Genomic DNA, 23,695 nt, shown 5'->3' with positions numbered 1-23,695 from the left:
GTGAGGTTGCGCGCGGTCGTCGGCGCGCAACCCCGCGGTCGGAGCGGGCCGATGCTCTCAGGTGCCGAGGCGGTCGCGCAGGCCCGAGGCCCGGCCGACCGGGCGCGCGACCGCGGCCCGGACCGCCGCCTCCGACCCGACGACCCGCACGCGCTCGATGGCCCGGGTGACGGCCGTGTAGAGCAGCTCGCGGGTGAGCAGCGGCGACTCCGGCGGCGGCAGCACGACGGTGACCTGCGAGAACTGGCTGCCCTGCGCGCGGTGCACCGTCATCGCGTGGACGCTCTGCGGCTGCGAGAGCCGGGCCGTCGCGACCCGCAGCGGGGCGCCGCCGCGGCCGAACACCGCCCGGGTGCGGCCCTCCTCGCGGACGAGGACACCGGTGTCGCCGTTGTACAGGTTCAGGTCGTAGTCGTTGGTGGTGACGAGCACGGCGCGGCCGGGGAACCACTCGCCGTCGTCGGGTCCCGGGCCGACACCGGCGTCGGCGAGCCAGCGCTCGACCTCCCAGCCCCACCGCGTCACCCCGTAGGGGCCGCGGCGGTGCGCGCACAGCAGCCGGTGCCGGTCGAGGGACTCCAAGGCCTTGTCGACGTCGCCGGCCCGGGCGTGCGCGACCAGCGTCGCGTTCGCGGCGACGACCTCGGCGCGGACGGCGTCGAGCCCGGGTGGGTCGCGCAGCTCCAGCGTGGGGGCCTCGACGAACTTGACCGCGTCGCCCCCCGAGCGCAGGGCGGCGACGGCGGCGTCGGGGTCGCCGCAGCGGATGGCCCGTGCCAGCGCGGCGATCTCGGCGCCGAAGCGCCACGTCCGGTCGAGCGTCACGACGCCGTGCACGACCGGAGGGTCGTCCGGGGCGAGGACGCCGAGCGAGCGCAGCGTCGACTCCAGTGCGGGTTCGACGGCGCCCGGGGCGCGGGCGAGGTCACCCAGCACCGCACCCGCCTCCACGGATGCGAGCTGGTCGGGGTCGCCGACCAGCAGGAGCCGGGCGTCGGGACGGACCGCCTCCAGGAGCCGGGCCATCATCGTCAGCGACACCATCGACGTCTCGTCGACCACGACGACGTCGTGGGGGAGCCGGTTGGTGCGGTCGTGGTGGAACCGGTTGGTGTGGCCGGGCTTGAAGCCGAGCAGTCGGTGCAGCGTCGAGGCGGAGAGATCACCCAGGCGTTCGCGGTCGGCCTCGGGCAGCTGCGTCACCTGCTCGCGGACGGCCTCGGCGAGCCGCGCCGCGGCCTTCCCGGTGGGCGCGGCGAGCGCGATGCGCGGCGGCGGGCCCGGCTGGTCGCGCAGCAGGGCCAGCAGCCGGGCGACGGTCGTCGTCTTACCGGTGCCGGGGCCGCCCGCGAGGACGGTGACGCGGCGCAGCGAGGCGACCGCGGCGGCGAGACGCTGCCGGTCGGGACCCTCGGCGCCGAACAGCCGGTGCAGGCCCGCGCGGAGCCGGTCGACGTCGATGCGGGGCGGCTCGGCGGTGGCGCGGTCGCGCAGCTCGACGCGGACCTGCTCCTCCTGGCGCCAGTAGCGGTCGAGGTAGAGCAGGCCGTCGGGCATCCGGAGCGGGGCTGTTCCGGAGCGCGGGTCGGCGGACACCAGCGGGCTGGCCAGGCACGCGGCGCGCCACGCGGGCGGGTCGGGCCACGGCAGCGCCGAGACGTCGACGAGCTCGTCGCCCTCGCCGAGCACGGTGGTGCCGACCTCGTCGAGGTCGACGCACACCGACCCGTGCCGCACCGCGCGCACGGCGAGCGCCGCCGCGAGCAGGACGGTCTCGTCGGTCTCGCCGCCGAGGCGCCCGAGCCGGCCGGCGACGTGCACGTCGGCGGCGGCGAGGACGCCGGCGGCGTTGAACCGGGCCAGCAGGCCGGCGGCGCCGCGGGCGAACCGCGGGTCGTGCAGATCCACGACGGGGGTGGTCACGAGAGGTTCCCCTCGTCGAGCAGCCGGGACAGGTCGGTGACCAGCGCGGACGGCGGTGCCCAGGAGAAGACACCGGCGGGGACGCCGTCGACCGCCGGGGTGTCGGGCCCACACATGCCGCGCAGGAACAGGTACAGCGCCCCGCCGAGGTGGGTGGCGGGGTCGTAGCCGGGCAGCCGCCAGCGCAGGTACCGGTGCAGCGCCACCGCGTAGAGCAGCGCCTGCAGCGGGTAGTGCGACGAGATCATCGCGTGCGTGAGCGCGGCGGCCGAGTAGTGCGCCGACGTCAGCGGGAGGTGGCCCTCGGGGCCGGCCGGGCCGAGCCAGTTCGTCTTGTAGTCGACGACGACGTAGCGCCCCCCGACGCGCAGCACTGCGTCGATGCTGCCGGTGAGGTAGCCGCGCAGCGGCTGGTCGGCGAGCAGCGGCGCGTCGAGGTGGTCGGGGTAGCCGGCCAGCGGGTCGTCGGCGGGGAGGTGGACGCGCAGCAGCCGGGCGACGTCGGCGAGGACGGGGGAGGGGCCCGGCCGGTAGCCGCCGGCGAGGGGCAGCTCGAAGTCGAGCTCGCTGAGCCGGTCGGCCGGCGTGACGTCGGCCAGGGTGGCGCCGCCGACGAGCGGACCCAGCGGCGTCCGGGCCACGGGAACGAGGGCGGCGGCCAGCTCGTCGGGGTCGACCGGGGCGGGCCGGCGGAGGAGCTCGGCGCCGGCGCGGGCGGCGAGCTCGGCGCGCAGGTCGGGCGCGGTGGTGTCGGCCGCCTCGAACACGGCGTGCACCAGCGTGCCGAACGCGGTACCCATCGGCAGATCGGCCATCGGCGACGGAACGGCTTGCGGCGCAACAGGATCGACCGACGCCAACTGGAGTGGGTCCGGCGAGGCGGGCTCGTCGGCGATCCCCGGGTCCTCGGGTTCGCTGACGACGGTCGGGGTGCGCGGCCCGGCGTCGTGGGCTGCGGCGGTGAGCGCGCTGTAGGAGGTGCGGCGCCAGTCCAGGTCGATGTCGCGGTCGAAGAACGCGGCGCCGAGCAGCGGCGTCGCCGCGGCCGGCGGGCCCCACGGCGCGGGCACGTCGTCGCCGACCCGTTCCACCACGACATGTGGGCTGCCGTCGGGGGCGCGGCCGGCCCGCTCGACGAGCGCGGCGAACATCGGTCCGGGGTCGCGCGGCACCGCGCACGTCTCGCGCGGCGTCTCTCCCGGCATCGCGCAGCCCGCGAGCATCCGGTGCAGCGACGACTTCGACGTCGTCGTCGCCGGGACCCACCAGGCCAGGATCTGGGAACGGGCGCGGGTGAGCGCGACGTAGAGCAGCCGCAGGTCCTCCCCGGCCTCCTCGGCGAGGTGCCCGCCCTGGCGCTCGGCGAACCGGGGCCCCGACGGGCCGCCGACGTCGAGGACCCGCTGCTGCTCGGGGCCCTCGTGCAGCCGGGCGAGCTTGGGGTCGGCCACGTTGCGGTCCCACGCGAACGGCACCGCGACGATCGGGTACTCCTGGCCCTTGCTGCGGTGCACGGTGACGATCTGGACGGCGTCGGCGTCGGACTCCAGGCGGCGGCTGCGGTCGGCGCCGGTGTCGGAGCCGGCCTCGTCGATGCGCCGGCGCAGCCACTCGACCAGCGCGGACGGGCCGAGGTGCTCCTGGGTGGCGGCGTGGTGCAGGGCCTGTCCGATGTGGCGCAGGTCGGTGAGGGTGCGGTCGCCGTCGGTGCGGGCGAGCAGCCGCTGCGCGAGGTTGCGCCGCTCGGACACGGCCTCCAGCAGGGCGGCGACGCCCCGCCCGCGCAGCGCGCCCGCCCAGTCGCGCAGGTCGTCGCCGACCCTCTCGACGACGGCGTCGGCGTCGGGACCGCACAGGTCGGCGACGGTGACCCCGGCGAAGCAGGTCAGCGCGGCGGCGCGCAGCCGCAGACCGCTGTGCGGCTGCTCCAGGGCTTCGAGCAGCGTCAGCCAGTCGGCCGCGACGGGGGTGCCGAACACGCTGCGCGTCCCGGTCACGACGGCCGCGACCCCGGCGTCGCGCAGCGCCCGGCTGACCATCTCGGCCTGGTCGTTGGTGCGCACCAGCACGGCGACGTCGCCGGGCAGGACGGCGCGCTCGCGCCCGTCGGCGGGGACGACCCGGGCCCCGCTCGCCAGGAGCCCGGCGATCTGCGCGGCCGTGTCGGCGGCGACCTGCGGGCGGGCGGCGTCGACCCGGCCGACCCCGTGGAACAGCTTGCCCAGCCGCTCGGTCCCGACGATCCGCACCCGCAGCGGCGCGTCGCACGCCGAACCGCGCAGCGTGCGGCCCTGCTCCACGGCCGTGACCGGGTGGACGACGATGTCGGCGTCGCCGAGCGCGGCCCCGTTGAACACGGCCTCGACCGCGGACAGGACGGCGCGGTCGCTGCGGTAGTTGTCGGCGAGGGTGAACCGCTCCCCGGCCCCGGCGGCCGCCTGCAGGTAGCTGACGACGTCGGCGCCGCGGAACGCGTAGATCGCCTGCTTGGGGTCGCCGATGAGGACGAGCGTGGTGTGCCCGTGGAAGGCTGCCGACAGGATGCGCCACTGCACCGGGTCGGTGTCCTGGAACTCGTCGACCAGCACGACGCGGTAGCGGCTGCGCAGCCGGGCCGCGGCCGCCTCGCCGCGGACCGGGTCGGACAGCGCGGCGTCGAGGCGCGTGAGCATGTCGTCGTAGCTGAAGATCTTGGCCGCGCGCTTGCGGCGGTCGACCTCACGGCGCACGGCCTCGGCGAAGCTGCGCCGCGTCGCGGCGACGGAACCCTTGTCGGCGTCGACGGGTTCGATGCGGGCCTGCGGGTCGCCGACGACGGCCCGGGCCAGCTCGAGGGCCTCGTCGCGGCCGAACGCCGGACGGTCGGCGCCGGTGGCGGCGTACTTGCGGACGTAGAAGTCGTCGACCACCTCCTCGACGAGGTCGTCGACCGACTCGACGAACAGCGCGTCGGGGTCGGCGTCGCCCAGCACCCCCAGCCCCGCGAGCATCCGCTGGCAGAACTGGTGGGTGGTGGCGATCGTGGCCGCGTCGAACTCGGCGACGGCCAGCCGCAGCCGCTCCCGGCGGGCCGCGACCTCCGCGTCGTCGCCGGTGGCGAGGTGGCGCAGCACGACGTCGGACGCGGCACGGGCCGCCGCCGGGTCGGCCAGCGCCCGCTCGGTGGCGGTGAGCCGTTCGCGGACGCGTTCGCGCAGCTCGTGGGTGGCCTCCCGGCCGAACGTGACGAGCATCAGCTCCGACAACGTGGCCACGCCCTCGGCGACGTAGCGGGCCGTGAGCGCGGCAATCGTGTACGTCTTGCCCGTCCCGGCGCTGGCCTCCAGCACCGTGGTCTCCCCGGCCGACGGCAGGGGACCGCACACCTCGAAGCGGCTCGTGGGAAGCACCATGGTCGTCACGGCAGGCTCACCTCCTCGGCCGCGAGCAGCGGCGTCCAGACCCGCATCGCGAGCTCACCGAACCTGCTGGGTTCGTCCCCGCTGCGCGCCGGTTCGGCGAGCAGCACGTCGAACGGTGTGCCGGCACCCCACACCAGGGTGTGGGCGGCGTCGTCGCGTTCGGGCCCGTAGCGCCCGCCCCACTGGGTGCGGGCGGCGTCGACGGCGTCGTCGGTGGTGCGGCCCCGCATCCGGCGGCGGTTCGCGTAGGCGTACGACGACTTCAGCGTCAACGGCAGGGCCGCGCACAGCCCGTCGCGGTGCAGGGCCAGCAGATCGGCCAGCTGGGCCGCGGCCCGGCCCTGCTCCAGCGGGCCGAGCACCGAGCGCTCCGGCCCGTCGGACCCGCGCCCGATGGTGACCGCCCGCCACGTGGTGTCGGGTCGGGCCGCGGTGAGCGCGAGCAGCCGCACCCACGCCCCGATCCGCTGCTTGGCGCCGAGCCGGGAGAACCCGGCGGCGACGACGTCGCCGGTCGCGCCCGGCCCGGAGCCGGTGCGCACCACCCCGCCGACGGTCCCGACGAGGCGCACCCCCGCGACGGTGGCGGTGACGTCGAGCGACTCGGGCGGCGAGGTGCGCAGCGGCAGGGTCGCGGCCACGAGCGGTTCGACCTGGGCGACGACGTCCTCCAGGATCCGGCGGCCCAGGGCGCCGGGCGGGAGCGCGCCGCGGCGCCACTCGGCGGCCGTGCAGGCGGCGAGGTCGTGCCCGGCGAGCCGGTCGGCGAGCAGCCGCGCCCCGATGTGCCAGCGCTGCAGCTGGTCGAGCTCGACGGGCAGCGCGTCGTCGGGGTCGTCGTCGGCGGCGAACACCGACACCCCGACCCGCTGGCGCAGGAACGCCTTGGCCGGGCCCTCCAGGAACCGGACCAGGTCGTCGAGCTCCACCTCCGTGGCGGGCGGGAGCGTGGGCAACGGGCCCGGCAGCAGCGGGGGCGGCGGGGTGCGGGTGCCCGTCGCGGCGATCGCGCCGGCGAGCGCGGCCCGGTCGAAGCTGAACGGGCGCGGCCCACCCAGCGCGTCGCCGGTGAAGTTCAGGGAGTCGAAGGGCTGCAACGGATGCCGGACCACCACATGGTCACGCGCACGTCGGCCGTCGGGTCCGACCGCCACCGTGTCGAGCGCGTCGAGCAGCTCCCCGACCGGCACCGACGGTGGCCGGCGGACGTTCGTGCGCTCGTCGGCACCCGAGTGGACGACGACGAGGTGCTCGGTCGCGGCGCCGATCGCGTCGAGCAGCAGCTGGCGGTCCTCGCTGCGCGGGTCGCGCTCGCCGACGCGCGGGTCGCGGGCCAGCACGTCGTCGCCGTCGGGCTCCCCGGCGCGGGGGAACGCGCCGTCGTCGAGACCCAGCAGGCACACGACGCGGTGCGGCACCGACCGCATCGGCACCAGCGTCGCGACGGTGAGGGTGCCGGTGCGGAAGTTCGCCCGCGTCGGGCGGCCCCGCAGCCGGTCGGTGAGCAGCCCGCGCACGTCGGGCAGGCCCAGTGGCACCGTCGACGCGTGCGGGCCGGCCGACGCCGTGACCTCCGCCAGCTCGGCGCGCGCCTGCGCGGCCTGCCACGCGTCGGTCGGGGTGGTCGTGGTCAGTGCGTCGAGGCCCCCGGTGAGCGCGGCCCCCCACTGCGTCAGCGTCCGCTCGCCGCGCAACCCGGCCAGCACCGCGGCGAGCCGCTCGACCAGCTCGGCGAACCGCCCGACCGTGTCGACGTCGGAGCTGCCGACGTCGTCGAGGGGTAGCGCGGTGCCCAGGTACTGCCGGTCGGCCTCGTCCATGGCGACGCCCAGCAGCATCCGGTCGAGCCCGGCCGACCACGTGTTCTGCGGGAACCCGCCCAGCGCGAACGGTCCCCGGTGCTCGGCGTCGAGCCCCCACCGCACCCCGGCGTTCACGACGAGCTCGCGCAGCCGGTCGAGCGCGTCGTCGTCGAACCGGAAGCGCCGGCGCACCGGCTCCGTGCCCGCGAGGTCGAGGACCTGGGTGGCGGTGAGCCGGGCATCGGCCAGCTCCAGCAGCGTCGCGACCGTGTCGAGCAGCGGGTTGACCTGCCGCAGCGCCCGGTCGGCCAGCCGGACCGGCAACCGGTGGCCGGGGTGGCCCGAGTCGTCGCCGCCGGTGTCGGCCGAGCCCACGGCCAGCCCGAACGTCGCCGAGATCAGCGGCGCGAACGTCTCGATGTCGGGGCACATGACGACGACGTCGCGCGGCTCGAGCGTCGGGTCGTCGGCCAGCAGCCCCAGCACGACCTCGCGTAGCACCTCCACCTGCCGGTCGGGCCCGTGGCAGGCGTGGACCTGGACGCTGCGGTCACCCGGGTCGAGCATGGTGGGCAGCGCGCCGGGGGCCGTGTCGTCGCGCAGCGCGCGCTGCAGCGCGCCCAGCAGCGTCGCGGGCGGCGGGGCGCCCTCGTGGTGGACGTCGGCGCCCACGGGCAGCCGCAGCTGCAGCTCCCGCACGTCGCGACCCAGCGACGCGAGCAGCGGGTTGGCGACCGCGCCCGCGCTCGTGTCGTCGGCGCGCCGCGGCGCGGTGCCCGCCTGCGCCGACAGCGTGCCCCACAGCGCCGGTGACGGGTGCGCGATCCACAGGTGGACGTCGCGGTGCGCGGCCAGCGCGTCGAGCACCGCGAGCCGGCCGGCCGCCAGCCGGGTGGGGCCGAACACCGACAGCCGCGGTGGCAGCGCGGCGCGGCCCGGCTCCTCGCGCAGCACCGCGCACGTCGCCTCGACCCGCTCGGCGGGCCCCGGGACGCCGATGTGCGCGCGCAAGCGCCGCCACAGCTCGGCCTGCCAGCGCAGGTCGGCCGCCAGCGGCGCCCCGCCCGGCCCGTCGACGTCGGCGCCCGCGAGCCACGCCCCGAGCATCCCGGGCCGGTGCGCGGCGTAGGAGGCGAACAGCTCGGCGAGCCGCCGCGCCAGCGCGTAGCGGCGGCCGCGCCGGTGCGAGTCGGTCGCCCCCGTGCCCAGGTGCGCCCCCAGCAGCGCGAAGCGTGCCTCGCCGGCCGCCTCGTCGATCAGCTCCAGCAGCGGCCACACCGCGCGGGCGGGACGCCACGGGTCGTCGTCCGGGTCGGTGCCCGTCGCCGCGAACACCGCGGCGTCGGCCACCTCGGCGGGCGACGGGAACCGGACGTTGGCGCACACCCCGTCGCCCCGGCCGTCGCGCGTGCCGAGCCGGTGCGCCAGCCGCTGCGCGAGCCAGCGCTCGACGCCGCGTTCGGGCACCGCGACGACCTCCGCGGCGAACGGGTCGGCCGGGACCTCGGCGAGGATCGCGGCCAGCGCGTCGGCGAGGGTGTCGGCGCGTTCGGCGCGGTGGACGTGCAGCACGCCCGGCACGTTATCGACCACCACCGACGATCTTGCGGACCCGCCCCCGACCAGTCCGTGACCGGCCGTGTGTCACCAGTTGGACGGCTCGTAGTCCTTGAGGAAGCAGCCGTGCAGGTCCTCGCCGGCCTCGCCGCGCACGATCGGGTCGTACACCCGGGCCGCACCGTCGACGAGGTCGAGCGGGGCGTGGAAGCCCTCCTGCGCGAGGCGCAGCCGCATCGGGTGCGGCCGCTCGTCGGTGATCCACCCGGTGTCGACGGCCGTCATCAGGATTCCGTCGGTCTCCAGCATCTCCGCCGACGACGTGCGCGTGAGCATGTTCAGCGCCGCCTTGGACATGTTGGTGTGCGGGTGGCCGGGGCCCTTGTAGGCGCGGTGGAACTGTCCCTCCATCGCGCTCACGTTGACGACGTACGTGCGCCGCGCGGGCGACGCCGCGAGCGTGGGGCGCAGCCGCGAGATCAGGATGAACGGTGCCGTCTGGTTGCACAGCTGGACCTCGAGCAGCTCCAGCGGGTCGACGTCCTCCACCGGCTGCGTCCAGCTGTTGACGCGCGCGGTGTCGGGCAGCAGGCCGCCCGCGTCGATCGAGACGATCCCGGCCTCGACCCGCTCCGGGTCGGCGCTGCCCGCGGTGAGCGCGAGCTCGGTGAGCGCGTGCGGCGACAGTGCTGCCGGCTCCAGCGTCGCCGGGCGCAGCGCCCCGGTGAGCGCGGCAGGGTGGGCGGCCGAGACGTCGCCGAACCGCACGACCTCGGGCACCGTCGCGGCGGGCAACGCCTCCTGCTCGGCGGTGACGAGCGCGGAGTAGGAGCCGGGGGAGCGGCGCACCGTCTGCGCAGCGTTGTTGATCAGGACGTCGAGGTGCCCGCGGGCGGCGACGTCGTCGGCCAGGCGGACCACCTGCGCCGGGTCGCGCAGGTCGATGCCGACGATCCGCAGCCGGTGCAGCCAGTCGGCGCTGTCGGGCATCGCGGCGAACCGGCGTGCCGCGTCGTTCGGGAACCGGGTGGTGATCGTGGTCTCGGCGCCGTCGCGCAGCAGCCGCAGCGCGATGTACATGCCGATCTTGGCCCGGCCGCCGGTGAGCAGCGCGCGGCGGCCGGTGAGGTCGGTGCGTGCGTCGCGACGCGAGCGGTTGAGCTCGGCGCACGGCGGGCAGAGCTGGTGGTAGAAGGCGTCGACGAGGGTGTAGCGCTGCTTGCACGTGTAGCAGGACCGGGCGCGCTGCAGGGTGCCCGCGGTGGCGCCCGGCGTGGCCGAGACGAGCGGGACGCCACGCGTCTCGTCGTCGATGCGGCCGGGGGCGCCGGTGGCGGTGGCCTCGGTGACGGCCCGGTCGGCCGCGGTGACCGCCTCGCGCTTCGCCTTGCGCCGGCGCAGCCGCACCGACTTCCAGATCCCCGCGGTCGCGCGCCGGATGGCGACGGCGTCGGGGTGTTCGGTGTCGAGGCCGTCGACCTGGGCGAGGACGCGCAGGCAGACGGCCAGGTCGGCGGGATCGATGCCGGCAGCCGGGGCGGGAGCCGGTGCGGATTCTGTGACGGTCACGGGAGGCTCAGGCGAACTCGGCCAGCGCCTTGCGGGCCTGCTCCAGCTCGGCCTCCAGCGCGGCGACGCGGGCCTCGCGCTCGGTGCGCGCGGCGGACACGACCTCCTCGATCGGGGCCGCGAGGTCGGCGTGCAGCTCGGCGGCCGCCCGGACGACCGCGGTGGCGGTGACCGGCAGCGCGCGGGCGATCCAGTCGGTGCCGCGCTTGAGATCGGCCTGCCACTCGCCGTCGGCGCTGCCGCTGACGGTGAGCGTCAGCTCGATCAGGCGTGTGCGGCGCGCGGTGGAGGTGGCGCCCTTGGGGCGGCCGCGGCGGCGCGGCGCGGCCGCCTCGGCACCGGAGTCGGCACCGGTGTCGGCACCGGCCTCGGCCGAGCCGGGGGTGGCCGAGTCGGGGGTGGCCGTCGGGGTCTCGGGCCGGGGGTCGTCAGGGGTCGTCACGTGCAGGCCTCTCGTGGTCGCTCCACCGAACAGGGTGATCGTAGAACGGGTGTTCGAACCGTCCGGATACGGGTGCGTGGCACGGATCGCACGCCGACCTGCAGGTTCCCACTGCATTTACATCGATACCTGATGTAAATTCGAGGGATGTCCGCTCCCGCCGACGCCCTCGAGCTCGCCCGCCTCGCGGCCACCCTGGAGCAGGTCAGCAGCTGGGTGCGCCGCTCCAGCCCACCCGCCGAGTGGAACCTCGTCGCCCTCTCGACGCTCGACTGCCTCGACCGGGCGGGCCCGCTGCGCGTCTCCGACCTCGTCGCCCGCGAGTCGATCTCGCAGCCCGGCATGACCGGGCTCGTCGCCCGCCTCCACACAGCCGGTCTCGTCACCCGCGCCGCCGACCCCACCGACGGCCGCGCCACCCTCGTCTCCCTCACCGACGCCGGCCGCGACTACATCCGCGAACGACACCGGATGCGCGCCGACACCGTCGTGACACACCTGCGGACGCTGTCCGCGGCGGACCGCCACGCGCTGCTCGCCGCCGTGCCCGCCCTCGGCCGGCTCGCCGACCGGGCCACCGAAGCCCCCGAGGAGGAATCCGAATGACCGCGCACGCCGGAGCGAGCCCGTTCCGCCAGCCCAAGGCGGTCTGGGCGGTCGCGTTCGCCTGCGTCATCTCCTTCATGGGGATCGGGCTGGTCGACCCGATCCTGCCCGCCCTCGCCGGCCAGCTGGACGCGAGCCCCACCCAGGTCGAGCTCCTGTTCACCAGCTACCTCGTCGTCACCGCGGTCGCGATGCTCGTCACCGGCTGGGTGTCGAGCCGCATCGGCGCCAAGAAGACCCTCGTCGCCGGGCTGGCCCTGATCGTCGTCTTCGCCGCCGCGGCCGCCCTGTCCGGCTCGATCGGTGGCATCGTCGGCTTCCGCGCCGGCTGGGGCCTGGGCAACGCGCTGTTCATCGCGACCTCGCTCGCCGTCATCGTCGGCTCCGCCAGCGGCGGGTTCGCCGGCGCGATCGTGCTCTACGAGACGGCGCTGGGCATCGGCATCGCCGCCGGCCCGCTGCTGGGAGGCCTCCTGGGCACCATCAGCTGGCGCGGCCCGTTCCTCGGCGTCTCGGTCCTCATGCTGATCGCCCTGGTCGCGACCGTCGTCCTCGTCGAACCCACCCCGAAACCCGCCGAACGCTCCCGGCTGCGCGAACCGATCACCGCGCTGCGCCACCGCAGCCTCGCGACCACCAGCGTCACCGGCCTGCTCTACAACTGGGGCTTCTTCACCCTGCTCGGCTACTCGCCGTTCCTGCTGAACCTGTCGGCGCTGCAGCTCGGCGCGGTGTTCTTCGCGTGGGGCATCCTCGTCGCGCTCTTCGCCGTGTTCGGCGCCACGATGCTCAAGAACCGCTACGGCACGCTGCGCTCCCTCGACGGCGCGCTCGCCCTCATCGCCGTGATCCTGCTGGTCATCGGGCTGTTCCCCGGCAACACGCTGATCGTCATGATCGCCGTGATCGCATCCGGTGCCGCCGTGGGGCTCAACAACACCCTGGTGACGACGGCCGTCATGAGTATCTCGCCCGTCCCGCGCAACGTCGCCTCCGCGACCTACGGGTTCGTCCGCTTCATCGGTGGTGGCCTCGCGCCGTTCGTGGCCGGGCTGCTGGCCGAGCACGTCGGGGTGCGGCTGCCGTTCCTGATCGGGGCGGTCGCGGTCGTCGTCGGCGCGGTCCTGCTGCACACGGTCAAGCGCGCACTCGACGACGCCGACGCCGACGCCGCCCGGGCCGCCGAGGACGCCGCAGCGGAGCAGGCCGTCACCGAGGTGCCCGCCGTCGAGGAGGAAGCGGTGCTCGCCGAGGAGGCCCTCGCCAGGGACGCCCGCACCACCGGGCGGCACCGGTGACCGCCGCGCCGTCCGGGCCGCGCGACCCGGAACGCGACCCGCAACGCGTGCCCGCGCACGCGCACGGGTTCGAGCTGGGCTGCGACGGGCCGTCGACCCTCGTCGTCGGCATCGACGGGTCGGACACCGGCTGGCGCGCGATGTACTACGCGGTCGGGCAGGCGCGGCGGCAGCGCAGCCGGGTCGTCGCCGTCTACGCGGAGCGGCAGACACCGCTGATGGCCACCCCGACGATGGTGCCGATCGTCGACGGCGAGGCCGACGAGAAGTTCCGCCGCTCCCTGGCGGCGACCGTCGCGGAGCTGGGGGAGGAGTTCGGCGTCGCGACGGAGCTCGTCGTGCTGGCCGCCGACCCGGTCGTGGCGTTGCTGCAGGTCGCGGAGCAGGTGCGGGCGGACGCGATCGTCGTCGGCGCCAGCGAGCAGACGGGTCACAAGCTGTTCGGCTCGGTCGCCGTCCGCACGGTGAAGACGGGCCACCGCCCGGTCACCGTCGTCCCGTAGCGCGCGTCCCGTAGCGCGCCGGGGTCGGCGTCGCCGAACGTGTGCTCAGCGCGCCCGCAACGCTCCCACGACACGTTCGCTGCGGTGACCGCCGTCGAGCGTGTCACCAGCGCGATCGGACCGCGCTGATCACACGCCCGGTGGCGGGCGGGGGACCCGGGGTCAGGTCGGCGGGGTGGCCGGCGAGCCCGTGCTCGGGGTCGCGCCCGGGGTGGCCTGCTGCGCGCGGCGGCGCAACAGGGCCGGTACACCGAACACCAGGATCGCGGTGACGCACATGGCGAGCAGCTCGGCCGCGCCCAGGCCCAGCCCGCCCAGCAGCACCGAGCCCACCAGCAGGCCCACCGCGAGGACCGCGGCGACGGCGAGCTCGGGCGTCGGCACGAAGCGGCGTCGTCGACGCCCACCGCGCAACGCGTCGTCGAGGTCGGGGAACTGCACGACCAGTTGACGTTCCAGCTGTTCGAGACGCTGCCGCTCCGCGGAGCTCAGCGGCGTCTCCGGTTCCGGGGGAGTCACACCTTCTTCTACCCCGTTCGGAGGCTGTTCACACGTGCTCGGCCGACCATCCTCGGCAGCGCGGGCGCCGTCGTCGTACGGTCGGCGCACCGTCGCTGCCGACGATCACCATGCAGGCGATCATCGGCAGCCGAACACCGCGCAGCCGATCACCGCCGGGGGGACCATGAGCACAGCCGCCGACGCCACACGGGTGGAGGAGGTGGCCGGGCGGGTCGTCGCCGACCACGACCCGCGCCGCGTCCCGGTCCAGGAGTTCCTCGGCGCCTGCTTCGACGCGGGGCTCTCGTGGGTGCACTTCCCCGAGGGCCTGGGCGGGCTGGGACTCTCGCGCGGGTTGCAGGCCTCGGCCGACGCGGTGCTGCAGGCCGCGGGCGGGCCGACCCCGTTCTGGCTCAACCCGATCGGCTACGGAATGGCCGCGCCGACGCTGTCCGAGCACGCGCGGTCGCCCGAGCTGGCCCGGTCCTGGCTGCGCCCGCTGGCGACGACCGAGGACATCTGGTGCCAGCTGTTCTCCGAGCCGGGGGCCGGGTCGGACCTCGCGGGCCTCGCGACGAGCGCGGTGCGCGACGGGGACAGCTGGGTCGTCAACGGCCAGAAGGTGTGGACGAGCCTCGCCCACCGCGCCCGCTGGGCGCTGCTGCTGGCGCGCACCGACCCCGACCAGCCCAAGCACAAGGGGCTGACCTACTTCGTGCTCGACATGGAGGCGCCCGGGGTGCGGACCCGCCCGCTGCGCCAGATGACGGGCCAGGCGGAGTTCAACGAGGTGTTCCTGGAGGACGCCCGCATCCCCGACGAGCACCGGCTCGGTGCGGTGGGCGACGGTTGGCGCGTCGCGATGACGACGTTGATGAACGAGCGCTCGGCGATCGGGGCGGGCGGCACGGAACGCGGGTCGGGGACGATCGCCGACGCGCTGGCGTTGTGGGCGGACCGCCCGCACCGCCGGACCCCGGTGCTGCGCGACCGGCTGGCGGCGCTGTGGACGCGGGCGGAGGCGCAGCGGCTGACGTCGGCGAGAGCCCGCCGCACGGCCACCGCGGGCTCGCCCGGGCCGGAGGGGTCGGTCAGCAAGCTGGTGGCCGCCGAGCTGAACCAGGACGTCTACGAGTTCTGCATGGACCTGCTCGGGCCCGAGGGCACGTTGTACGGCTCCTACGAGGTGCGCCGCGAGGGTGGCCGCGACGCCGACTGGCGTGGCGCGCTGCAGCAGCGGTTCCTGCGGTCGCGGGCCAACACGATCGAGGGCGGCACGTCGGAGGTGCTGCGCAACGTCCTGGGCGAGCGCGTCCTGGGGCTGCCGGGTGACCTGCGCGCGGACGCGGGCAAGGCGTGGAAGGACGTGCCGCGTGGCTGACATCGAGCTGGACACCGCTCCTGCGGAGTTCGACGTGACCGTGGAGCAGCAGGAGCTGCGGGCGGCGGTGCAGCGGTTCTGCGCCGAGCAGTCCGACGGGGCCGCGGTGCGCCGGCACATGGAGTCCGACACCGGTTTCGACGCGGCCGTGTGGTCCCGGCTGGGTCGTGAGCTGGGTGTCCTCGGCCTCGCCGTGCCGGAGGAGCTCGGCGGGGCCGGGGCCGGGCTGGTCGAGCAGGCGATCGTCGTCGAGGAGCTGGGTGCGGCGCTGCTGTGCGGTCCGGTGTTCGGGACGATCGGGCTGGCGCTGCCGGCGCTCGTGGCGTCCTCGCCCGGCCCGCTGCGCGACGAGCTGGTGCCCCCGCTGGTGGAGGGTGCCCGCACGGCGACGCTCGCCGCGCCCGAGCGGGCCGGGCTGTTCGACCCGCACGCCATCACCGTCGGCGCCGTGCACGCGGGCGACGGCTGGGAGCTGACCGGCGTCGTGCCCCAGGTCGTCGACGCCGCGGGCGCGGACGTGCTGCTCGTCGCGGCGAGCGGGCCGGAGGGCATCGCGTTGTTCGCCGTGCCCGGGGGTATCGAGCAGGTCGAGATCGACCCACTGACCACGCTGGACCTGACGCGGCGGCAGGCGACCGTCCGCATGCGGGAGGCGCCCGCCCGGCTGCTCGCGGGTGCCGACGAGATCGACGCCGTCCTCGGCCACGCGTTCTACGCGGGCTCGGCGCTGCTCGCGGCCGAGCAGGTCGGCGGGGCGCAGCACATGCTCGACGTGACCGTCGCGTACGCGAAGGAGCGGCTGCAGTTCGGCCGCCCGATCGGCTCGTTCCAGGCGGTGAAGCACCGTCTCGCCGACATGCTCGTGCTCGTCGAGCACGCTCGCTCGACCGCCCAGCACGCGGCGTGGGCCCTGCAGACCGGCAGCGACGACCCCTTCCTGGCGACGAGCATCGCGGCGGCGACGTGCTCGGAGGCCTACTACCGGGTGGCCGCCGACGCGGTGCAGCTGCACGGCGGCATCGGGTTCACCTGGGAACACGAGGCGCACCTGTACTTCAAGCGCGCGGTGACCGACGCGGCGCTGCTGGGCGGGGCGGAGATCCACCGCGACCGGATCGCGGCGGCGGTGCTCGACCACGTCCGCGCCACGCCGGGCGTCCCGCCGGTCGCGGACGGCCGGGCATGACGGTGCTCCCCGCCCGTGTCCTCGTCGCGAACCGTGGTGAGATCGCGATCCGGGTCCTCCGCACCTGCACCGAGCTGGGTGTCGAGGCCGTCGCCGTGTTCTCCGCCGACGACGCCGGTGCCCCCCACGTGCGTGCCGCCCCGCGGGCCGTGGCGCTGCCCGGGGAGGGCCCGGCGGCCTACCTCGACGTCGACGCCGTCGTCGCCGCGGCCCGGGAGTCCGGCTGCGACACCGTGCACCCCGGCTACGGCTTCCTGTCGGAGAACCCCGCGCTCGTGCGGGCCTGCGACGAGGCGGGCCTGACGTTCGTCGGGCCGTCCGCCGATGCGCTGGAACGCTTCGGCGACAAGACCCGCGCCCGTTCCGTCGCGGCCGCGGCGGGCGTGCCGGTCCCGCAGGGCACCGAGGGCCCGGTCGACCTCGACGGCGCGACCGCGTTCCTCGACGGCCTCGGCCCGGGGGCCGCGGTCGTGCTCAAGGCGGTCTCGGGCGGTGGCGGGCGCGGCATCCGGCCGGTGCGCGACCGCGCCGAGCTGCCCGCGGCGTACGCGTCGGCGACCCGGGAGGCGGCGGCTGCGACGGGTGGGGGCGGGGTGTACGTCGAACGGCTGGTCGTCGACGCCCGCCACGTCGAGGTGCAGGTCGCGGGCGACGGGGAGCGCGCCGTCGCCCTGGGCGACCGCGACTGCAGCGTGCAGCGCCGCCACCAGAAGCTCGTCGAGATCGCGCCCGCGCCCGGGCTCTCCGACGACGTGCGGGAGCGGCTCGCCGCGGCCGCGGAGGCGATCATCGGCAGCGGCTACCGCGGGCTGGGGACGGTGGAGTTCCTCGTCAGCGGCACGTCTGTGTACTTCCTGGAGGTCAACCCGCGGCTGCAGGTCGAGCACCCGGTCACCGAGGAGGTCACCGGCCTCGACCTCGTCGCCACCGGGCTGCGGCTGGCCGCCGGCGCGACGCTCGCCGACGTGGGCCTCGACGGGCGCCCGCCCGCGCCGCGCGGCAGCGCGATCCAGCTGCGCGTCACCACCGAGACCGTCACCCCCGACGGCCTGTACCCGGCCGCGGGGACGATCACGACGCTGGCGCTGCCGTCGGGTCGTGGGGTTCGGGTCGACGCCGCCGCCCACCCCGGCTACGCGACGAACCCGCGCTTCGACCCGTTGCTGGCCAAGGTGATCGCGCACGGTGCGGACCTCGGTACCGCGCTCGCTGTCGCCCGCCGGGCGCTCGCCGAGACCGTCGTCGGCGGCGTCGACACGACGGTCGGGCTGCTGCGCGCGCTGCTCGCCGACCCGGCCTGGGTTCCGGGGCAGTCGGGGACGGACTTCCTCGACACGCACCTCCCGACGCTGGCCGGCGCGTCCGGGTCGATCGGAGAGCGGCCACCGGCGCAGGACGGGACCGTGGCGGTCACCGTTCCCACGACCGGCACCGTCGTGACCGTCGAGGTCGGCGAGGGCGACGAGGTCGCCGCCGGCACGACGCTGCTGGTGCTCGAGGCGATGAAGATGGAGCACCCCGTCGTGGCGCCCACGGCCGGGGTGGTCCGCCGTGTCGACGTGACCGTCGGCGACACCCCGTCCGCCGGAACCGTGGCCGTCCACCTGGAGGAACGCGAGACCGCGGGCGACGCCGCGGCCGACGTCGCCGATCTGGATCCCGACCACGTCCGCGACGACCTCGACCAGGTGCTGCGCCGCCGCGCGATCGGGCTCGACGCCGCTCGCCCCGACGCCGTCGCCCGGCGCCGCCGCACGGGCCGCCGCACCGCCCGGGAGAACGTCGACGACCTCGTCGACCCGGGCACCTTCGTCGAGTACGGGGCGCTCGCGATCGCCGCGCAGCGACGCCGCCGCACCGTCGACGACCTCGTCGAACGCACCCCGGCCGACGGGCTCGTCGCCGGCACCGCCGACGTGGGCGGGCACCAGGTCGTCGTGATGTCCTACGACTACACCGTCCTCGCCGGGACCCAGGGCGCGCACAACCACAAGAAGAAGGACCGGCTCTTCGAGCTGGCCGAGCATCGGATGCTGCCGCTCGTCGTGTTCTGCGAGGGCGGGGGCGGGCGGCCCGGCGACACCGACGGCAGCTGGGTCTCGATGCTCGACGTGCCCGCCTTCCACCTGTTCGGCCGGCTCTCGGGGCGGGTGCCGCTGGTCGGGATCGTGTCCGGCTACTGCTTCGCGGGCAACGCCGCGCTCGCCGGCTGCTGCGACGTCGTCATCGCCACCGAGGACGCGAACCTCGGCATGGGTGGCCCGGCGATGATCGAGGGCGGCGGGCTGGGGGTCGTCGAGCCCCGCGAGATCGGGCCGATGCGCGACCAGGTCCCCAACGGTGTCGTCGACGTCCTGGTCGCCGACGAGGCGGAGGCCGTCGACGTCGCGCGCCGGTACCTGTCGTACTTCCAGGGGCCGCGCGACGAGTGGGAGGCGCCCGACCAGCGGCTGCTGCGCCACGTCGTCCCCGAGAACCGCGTGCGGGTCTACGACGTCCGCGCCGTGATCGACGGTCTGGCCGACACCGGGTCGGTGCTGGAGCTGCGCCGCGGGTTCGCCGCGGGGATGGTCACGGCGTTGGTGCGGATCGAGGGCCGCCCGATGGGGCTGCTCGCCAACGATCCCACCCACCTCGGCGGCGCGATCGACCGCGACGGCGCCGACAAGGCCGCCCGCTTCATGCAGCTGTGCGACGCGTTCGGGCTGCCGATCGTCTCGCTCGTCGACACCCCCGGGTTCATGGTGGGCCCGGAGTCCGAGCGCACGGCGACGGTGCGGCACTTCTCGCGGATGTTCGTCGTCGGCGCCAATGTTGACGTGCCGATCGGGATGGTCGTGGTGCGCAAGTGCTACGGGCTCGGCGGGCAGTCGATGGGCGGCGGCTCGACCAAGGCGCCGCAGTTCTGTGTCGCGTGGCCGACCGGCGAGTTCGGCGGGATGGGCCTGGAGGGCGCGGTACGGCTGGGCTTCCGCAAGGAGCTCGACGCCGTCGAGGACCCGGCGGAGCGGGACGCGTTGTACCGCAAGCTCGTCGCCGAGATGTACGAGCAGGGCAAGGCCACCAACACGGCCAGTGTCTTCGAGATCGACGACGTCATCGACCCGGTCGAGACGCGGCGCTGGATTGTGGAGGGCTTCCGCGGCTACGTGCCGCAGAACATGGGCGCGCGCCGCCCCAACGTCGACACCTGGTGAACCCCTGTGAGCGGCGATGGTCGCTATGGCGACCATCGCCGCTCACGAGGCCTGCTCAGGAGACGATCACGTACAGGCCGTACCCGACGATCGCGACAACGGCGAGCAGGCAGACCGCGGCGACCGCGGTGCCGGCGGCCGGGCTCAGGCCCGGCTTCGCGCCGTCGGTCGGCCCGCCGACGGGTTGTTTCGCCCGCGCCGAGAGGCCGACGAGGGCGACGGCGAGCAGGACGACGACGGCGACGCCGGCGGCCAGCGAGACGAGCGAGACGATGCCGAAAGAACCCCAGGCGATGCCCATCGTGATACCTCCGGGCTCAGGACGCCGTCCCGGCGGGGGCCTTCTCGCCGGGGGTCGGGACGTCGTTGACGTTGTGGGCGGTGACGGGCTTGCGGCGCGAGATCGCGTAGATGCCGGCGCCGGCCGCGATCGCGACGACCGCGACGACGACCGTACCGACGGTGCCCGTCGAGGCGAGCCAGGCCGCGACGGCGCCGACGGCCGCCGCGGCGGGCAGCGTCAGCAGCCATGCCAGTGCCATCTGCCTGGCGACGCTCCACTGCACCGACGCCAGCCGACGACCCGCGCCGGCACCGAAGATCGAGCCGGTGGCGACCTGGGTCGTCGACAGTGCGAAGCCGAGGTGTGACGAGGTCAGGATGACCGCGGCACTGGCCGACTCGGCGGCGAAGCCCTGCGGGGTCTGGATGTCGCTGACGCGCTTGCCGAGGGTCTGGATGATGCGCCAGCCCCCCAGGTAGGTGCCGAGCGCGATCGCGAGACCGGCGGAGAGGACGACCCAGAACGGCGGGCCCGAGTTCGGTGCGAGCGCGCCCGCGGTGATCAGGGTCAGGGTGATCACGCCCATCGTCTTCTGGGCATCGTTGGTGCCGTGCGCGAGCGCGACCATCGACGCCGAGACGATCTGGCCGATCCTGAAACCCTTGCTGACCGTCGCTCGGTCACCGCGCTTGGTGATGCGGTAGGCGAGGTAGGTCGCGACGAGGGCGATGACGCCGGCCAGCAGCGGTGACAGGATCGCGGGCAGCACGACCTTGGTGACGACGGTGTCGAAGTCGACCGCGCTCGCGCCGGCGGCGACGAGGGTGGCGCCGATGAGGCCGCCGAACAGGGCGTGCGAGGAGCTCGACGGCAGGCCCAGCAGCCAGGTCAGCAGGTTCCAGAGGATGGCGCCGACGAGGCCCGCGAAGATGACCACCGGGGTGATCCTCGCTTCGTCCACCAGACCACTGGAGATCGTCTTCGCGACCTCCACCGAGAGGAATGCGCCGACCAGGTTGAGGACACCGGCCACGGCGACGGCGACCTTGGGGCGCATGGCCCCGGTGGCGATGGAGGTGGCCATCGCGTTCGCCGTGTCGTGGAAGCCGTTGGTGAAGTCGAAGATCAGCGCGGTCACCACGACCACGATGACGATCACGGACAGGTCCACGGAACCTCCCTCGTCGGGCTACGCGGGACGCTACGGACGGTGGGGTAACGGGAGATGAACAGCCGGCGTCGTCCAGATGCCCACCGGGGCCGGAACCCGTACCACTCCGACCGTTAGGTGCGGATTGCTCGGTATGTCCGTGCTGGTGGACGGAGGGGGTGGGTGGCACGGTGTGCGGATGCGATCGCTGCTGCTCTCGAGACGGGATCTCGACTTCCTGCTCAACGACTGGCTCCAGGTCGAGAAGCTGACGTCGCGGCCCCGGTTCGCCGACCACGACAGCGACACCTTCTCCGCGGTGCTCGACCTCGCCGAGGAGGTCGCCACCGAGCACTTCGCCCCCCACCGCAAGCTCTCCGACGCCAGCGAGCCGGAGTTCGACGGCGAACGCGTGCACCTGCCCGCCGAGGTCGGTGACGCCCTGCGGGTGCTCGCCGGGACCGGGATGATCGGCGCCGCGATGGACGGGTCCGTCGGCGGGATGCAGCTGCCGCAGGTCGTCGCCCAGGCCTGCTTCCTGTGGCTGCACGCCGCCAACGTCGGTACCGCGGCGTACCCGTTCCTCACCGTCGCCAACGCGAACCTGCTGCTCGCACACGGCTCGCCCGAGCAGGTCGACACGTGGGTACGGCCGATGCTGGAGGGCCGGTTCACCGGCACGATGTGCCTGTCGGAGCCGCAGGCCGGGTCGTCACTGTCCGACGTCACCACCCGCGCCGAGCCACGCCCCGACAACACCTACCGCATCACCGGCACCAAGATGTGGATCTCCGGCGGCGACCACGAACTGTCGGAGAACATCGTCCACCTCGTGCTCGCCCGCATCCCCGGCTCGCCGCCCGGGGTCAAGGGCATCTCGCTGTTCGTCGTGCCGCGCTTCCTCGTCGGCCCCGACGGCGCGCTCGGGGAGCGCAACGACGTCGTCCTCGCCGGGCTCAACCACAAGATGGGCTACCGCGGCACCGTCAACACGCTGCTGAACTTCGGCGAGGGCCGGTACACCCCGGGAGGCGAGGCGGGCGCCGTCGGATACCTGGTGGGGGAGCCGAACCAGGGCCTCGCCCAGATGTTCCACATGATGAACGAGGCCCGCGTCGGCGTCGGGGGTGGCGCCACCGCCCTCGGCTACGCCGGCTACCTGCACGCGCTGGACTACGCGCGGACCCGGCCGCAGGGCCGCCCGGCCGGGGCGAAGGACCCGTCGGCGCCGCAGGTCCCGCTCGTCGCGCACGCCGACGTGAAGCGGATGCTGCTGGCCTCGAAGAGTTACGTCGAGGGGGCGCTCGCCCTCGTCCTCTACTGCGCGCGGCTGCTCGACGAGGAGCGCACCGCCGACGACGCTGCCGACCGCGCCCGCGCGCACCTGCTCCTGGAGGTGCTCACCCCGGTCGCGAAGAGCTGGCCGTCGCAGTGGTGCCTCGCGGCCAACGACCTCGCCATCCAGATCCACGGCGGCTACGGCTACACCCGCGAGTACGACGTCGAGCAGCTCTACCGCGACAACCGGCTCAACGCCATCCACGAGGGCACCCACGGCATCCAGGCCATCGACCTGTTGGGGCGCAAGGTCGTCATGCAGGGCGGCGCCGGGCTGACGCTGCTCGCCGAGACGATCCGGGCGACCACCGCGCGGGCCGTCGACGCCGACGGGACCGCCGCCGAGCTCGCGGCGGCCCTCGACGCCGCGGTCACCCGGATCGTCGGGGTCACCGCGACGCTGTGGGCCGCGGGCGATCCCGAGGTCTCGCTGGCGAACGCCTCGGTGTACCTGGAGGCGGTCGGGCACGTCGTCGTCGGCTGGATGTGGCTGGAGCAGCTGCTCGCCGCCGGCGACCGGCCCGGCGACCTGTACGACGGCAAACGCGCCGCCGCCCGCTTCTACCTGCGCCACGAGCTCCCGCGCACCGGACCGTGGCTGGACCTGCTGGCGAGCGTGGACCGGACGACCGTCGACATGAAGGACGAGTGGTTCTAGTAGATCGGAGGTCAGCCGTCAGGCTGACTCCGAGCTGTACCTCGTGTACATTAAGTACATGAGCGCTGCGCCCGACTTTCGGCCCGAGCCGGCTCCCGAGGAACTCTCTGCCGCGGAGGTACGCGCGACATTCGCTGCGGTAGTCGGTCGCGCCGAACACGCTGGCCACACGACCTACATCACGCACCGGGGCCGCCGCGTCGCGGCCATCGTGCCCGCGGACGTCGCCGAGTATCTCGAACACCTCGAGGACGAGCACTTGTCCACGCTCGCCACCGAGTCTCTTGCCGACCCCGAGCCCTCGGTTCCCCTGTCTGAGGTCGTTCGCGAGATGAACCTCTGACCTCGGTGCCCGAGCGCTACTCGATCGAGGTCCGTCCCGCCGCATTGACGATGCTGCGCACGCTCGACCCGCCCGTCTCGCGCCGTGTGCTCACCGCCATCCAGCGACTCGCCGAGGACCCCCGCCCCGCGGGCGTCAAGACCCTCGTCGGATCACCAGGCCTGCTGCGGCTGCGGGTCGGGGACTACCGGGTGGTGTACAGCGTTGAAGACGGCCGCCTGCTCGTCGTCGTCGTGCATCTGGCACACCGCCGGGAGGTCTACCGCGGTGGTCCATGGTGACCTGGGGTCGGCCGTTCCTGGCCGGAGGCAGGTGGCCTGCCCTGGTGTGAAGTCGTCGGGGGCCACAGGTCGAGTGCAGACGCCGGAACGTGATTGCGGTGACGCCAGCGGTCCTGCTCCCAGTGGACGTCCGCGTCCACCTCTCCACCACGACGTCGCGCTCAGCCCCTGGTCGGGCGAACGCGCTAGCCGTCAGCAGGTCGCGCCGGCCGGTGGTCCGGTGTCGTCGCCCCGAGCGCGCCACGCTGCTCCCTGCTCTAGGAGCGCGCTGAACAG

At 74.8% G+C, this 23,695-nt stretch carries 17 protein-coding genes; 9 read left to right on the top strand and 8 right to left on the bottom strand.

Features of this window, described 5'->3' with window-relative positions; all coding sequences use genetic code 11:
• Nucleotides 1–57: 57 nt before the first annotated feature.
• The 5 genes from recD to PSU4_RS26065 all read right to left on the bottom strand — a co-directional run bounded on the left by recD (nucleotide 58) and on the right by PSU4_RS26065 (nucleotide 10,694).
• On the bottom strand, nucleotides 58–1,923 hold the full coding sequence (gene recD / locus PSU4_RS26085; protein ID WP_246115351.1) for an exodeoxyribonuclease V subunit alpha: 1,866 nt from the start codon (nucleotides 1,921–1,923) through the stop codon (nucleotides 58–60).
• The gene (locus PSU4_RS26080) at nucleotides 1,920–5,315 is read right to left on the bottom strand and encodes a UvrD-helicase domain-containing protein (protein ID WP_147113925.1); all 3,396 of its coding nucleotides are present in this window, start codon (nucleotides 5,313–5,315) and stop codon (nucleotides 1,920–1,922) included. The genes recD and PSU4_RS26080 overlap by 4 nt, the downstream gene beginning before the upstream one ends.
• A 5-nt stretch (nucleotides 5,316–5,320) precedes the next feature.
• Nucleotides 5,321–8,698, bottom strand: coding sequence for an exodeoxyribonuclease V subunit gamma (gene recC / locus PSU4_RS26075; protein WP_147113909.1), 3,378 nt, complete (start codon nucleotides 8,696–8,698; stop codon nucleotides 5,321–5,323).
• Between the two features lie 72 nt (nucleotides 8,699–8,770).
• A complete protein-coding gene (locus tag PSU4_RS26070) occupies nucleotides 8,771–10,252 on the bottom strand; it encodes an SDR family NAD(P)-dependent oxidoreductase (protein ID WP_186817190.1) in 1,482 nt (493 codons plus the stop codon).
• A 7-nt stretch (nucleotides 10,253–10,259) separates the two neighbouring features.
• Nucleotides 10,260–10,694, bottom strand: a complete 435-nt coding sequence (locus PSU4_RS26065; protein ID WP_222596403.1) for a DUF6319 family protein — start codon at nucleotides 10,692–10,694, stop codon at nucleotides 10,260–10,262.
• A 147-nt stretch (nucleotides 10,695–10,841) separates the two neighbouring features.
• On the opposite strand from PSU4_RS26065, the gene PSU4_RS26060 reads away from it, so the two are divergent.
• Genes PSU4_RS26060 through PSU4_RS26050 form a run of 3 tightly spaced genes read left to right on the top strand, consistent with a single transcriptional unit; the run spans nucleotide 10,842 to nucleotide 13,101 of the window.
• Nucleotides 10,842–11,300 (top strand): MarR family winged helix-turn-helix transcriptional regulator, encoded by a 459-nt coding sequence (locus tag PSU4_RS26060; protein WP_147113906.1) that lies wholly within the window; start codon nucleotides 10,842–10,844, stop codon nucleotides 11,298–11,300.
• On the top strand, nucleotides 11,297–12,598 hold the full coding sequence (locus tag PSU4_RS26055) for an MFS transporter (protein ID WP_147113903.1): 1,302 nt from the start codon (nucleotides 11,297–11,299) through the stop codon (nucleotides 12,596–12,598). The genes PSU4_RS26060 and PSU4_RS26055 overlap by 4 nt, the downstream gene beginning before the upstream one ends.
• Nucleotides 12,595–13,101, top strand: coding sequence for a universal stress protein (locus PSU4_RS26050; protein WP_222596402.1), 507 nt, complete (start codon nucleotides 12,595–12,597; stop codon nucleotides 13,099–13,101). The genes PSU4_RS26055 and PSU4_RS26050 overlap by 4 nt, the downstream gene beginning before the upstream one ends.
• Before the next feature lie 162 nt (nucleotides 13,102–13,263).
• Here the strand turns inward: PSU4_RS26050 and PSU4_RS26045 are convergent, their stop codons facing one another.
• Entirely contained in the window at nucleotides 13,264–13,620 is a 357-nt protein-coding gene (locus PSU4_RS26045; RefSeq protein ID WP_186817189.1) for a DUF3040 domain-containing protein, read from the bottom strand.
• Nucleotides 13,621–13,786: 166 nt separating this feature from the next.
• Between PSU4_RS26045 and PSU4_RS26040 the strand changes: the two genes are divergently transcribed.
• From PSU4_RS26040 to PSU4_RS26030, 3 genes are read left to right on the top strand one after another with little or no spacing between them, the layout of a single operon-like run.
• Complete coding sequence (locus tag PSU4_RS26040; RefSeq protein ID WP_147113897.1) at nucleotides 13,787–14,983, top strand: acyl-CoA dehydrogenase family protein; 1,197 nt, start codon at nucleotides 13,787–13,789, stop codon at nucleotides 14,981–14,983.
• Nucleotides 14,976–16,169: an acyl-CoA dehydrogenase family protein gene (locus PSU4_RS26035; RefSeq protein WP_246115350.1), complete on the top strand. Its 1,194-nt coding sequence runs from the start codon at nucleotides 14,976–14,978 to the stop codon at nucleotides 16,167–16,169. Before PSU4_RS26040 ends, PSU4_RS26035 begins: the two co-directional genes overlap by 8 nt.
• Entirely contained in the window at nucleotides 16,166–19,366 is a 3,201-nt protein-coding gene (locus PSU4_RS26030) for an acetyl-CoA carboxylase family protein (RefSeq protein WP_186817188.1), read from the top strand. The genes PSU4_RS26035 and PSU4_RS26030 overlap by 4 nt, the downstream gene beginning before the upstream one ends.
• Before the next feature lie 55 nt (nucleotides 19,367–19,421).
• Here the strand turns inward: PSU4_RS26030 and PSU4_RS31585 are convergent, their stop codons facing one another.
• Together PSU4_RS31585 and PSU4_RS26020 are read right to left on the bottom strand one after the other, a co-directional pair.
• On the bottom strand, nucleotides 19,422–19,667 hold the full coding sequence (locus PSU4_RS31585) for a hypothetical protein (protein WP_186817187.1): 246 nt from the start codon (nucleotides 19,665–19,667) through the stop codon (nucleotides 19,422–19,424).
• Between the two features lie 16 nt (nucleotides 19,668–19,683).
• Complete coding sequence (locus tag PSU4_RS26020) at nucleotides 19,684–20,820, bottom strand: inorganic phosphate transporter (RefSeq protein ID WP_147113889.1); 1,137 nt, start codon at nucleotides 20,818–20,820, stop codon at nucleotides 19,684–19,686.
• A gap of 178 nt (nucleotides 20,821–20,998) precedes the next feature.
• On the opposite strand from PSU4_RS26020, the gene PSU4_RS26015 reads away from it, so the two are divergent.
• The 3 genes from PSU4_RS26015 to PSU4_RS26005 are packed head-to-tail and all read left to right on the top strand — an operon-like array spanning nucleotide 20,999 to nucleotide 23,419.
• On the top strand, nucleotides 20,999–22,795 hold the full coding sequence (locus PSU4_RS26015) for an acyl-CoA dehydrogenase (protein WP_147113885.1): 1,797 nt from the start codon (nucleotides 20,999–21,001) through the stop codon (nucleotides 22,793–22,795).
• A gap of 58 nt (nucleotides 22,796–22,853) precedes the next feature.
• The gene (locus PSU4_RS26010) at nucleotides 22,854–23,138 is read left to right on the top strand and encodes a type II toxin-antitoxin system prevent-host-death family antitoxin (RefSeq protein ID WP_147113882.1); all 285 of its coding nucleotides are present in this window, start codon (nucleotides 22,854–22,856) and stop codon (nucleotides 23,136–23,138) included.
• Between the two features lie 5 nt (nucleotides 23,139–23,143).
• The gene (locus tag PSU4_RS26005) at nucleotides 23,144–23,419 is read left to right on the top strand and encodes a type II toxin-antitoxin system RelE family toxin (protein ID WP_246115349.1); all 276 of its coding nucleotides are present in this window, start codon (nucleotides 23,144–23,146) and stop codon (nucleotides 23,417–23,419) included.
• Nucleotides 23,420–23,695 lie beyond the last annotated feature (276 nt).

The sequence above is a fragment of the Pseudonocardia sulfidoxydans NBRC 16205 genome (assembly GCF_007989085.1).
Classification (GTDB): domain Bacteria; phylum Actinomycetota; class Actinomycetes; order Mycobacteriales; family Pseudonocardiaceae; genus Pseudonocardia; species Pseudonocardia sulfidoxydans.
Note: the sequence above shows the minus strand (reverse complement) of the source record. Positions and strands in the feature narration are given on the sequence as shown.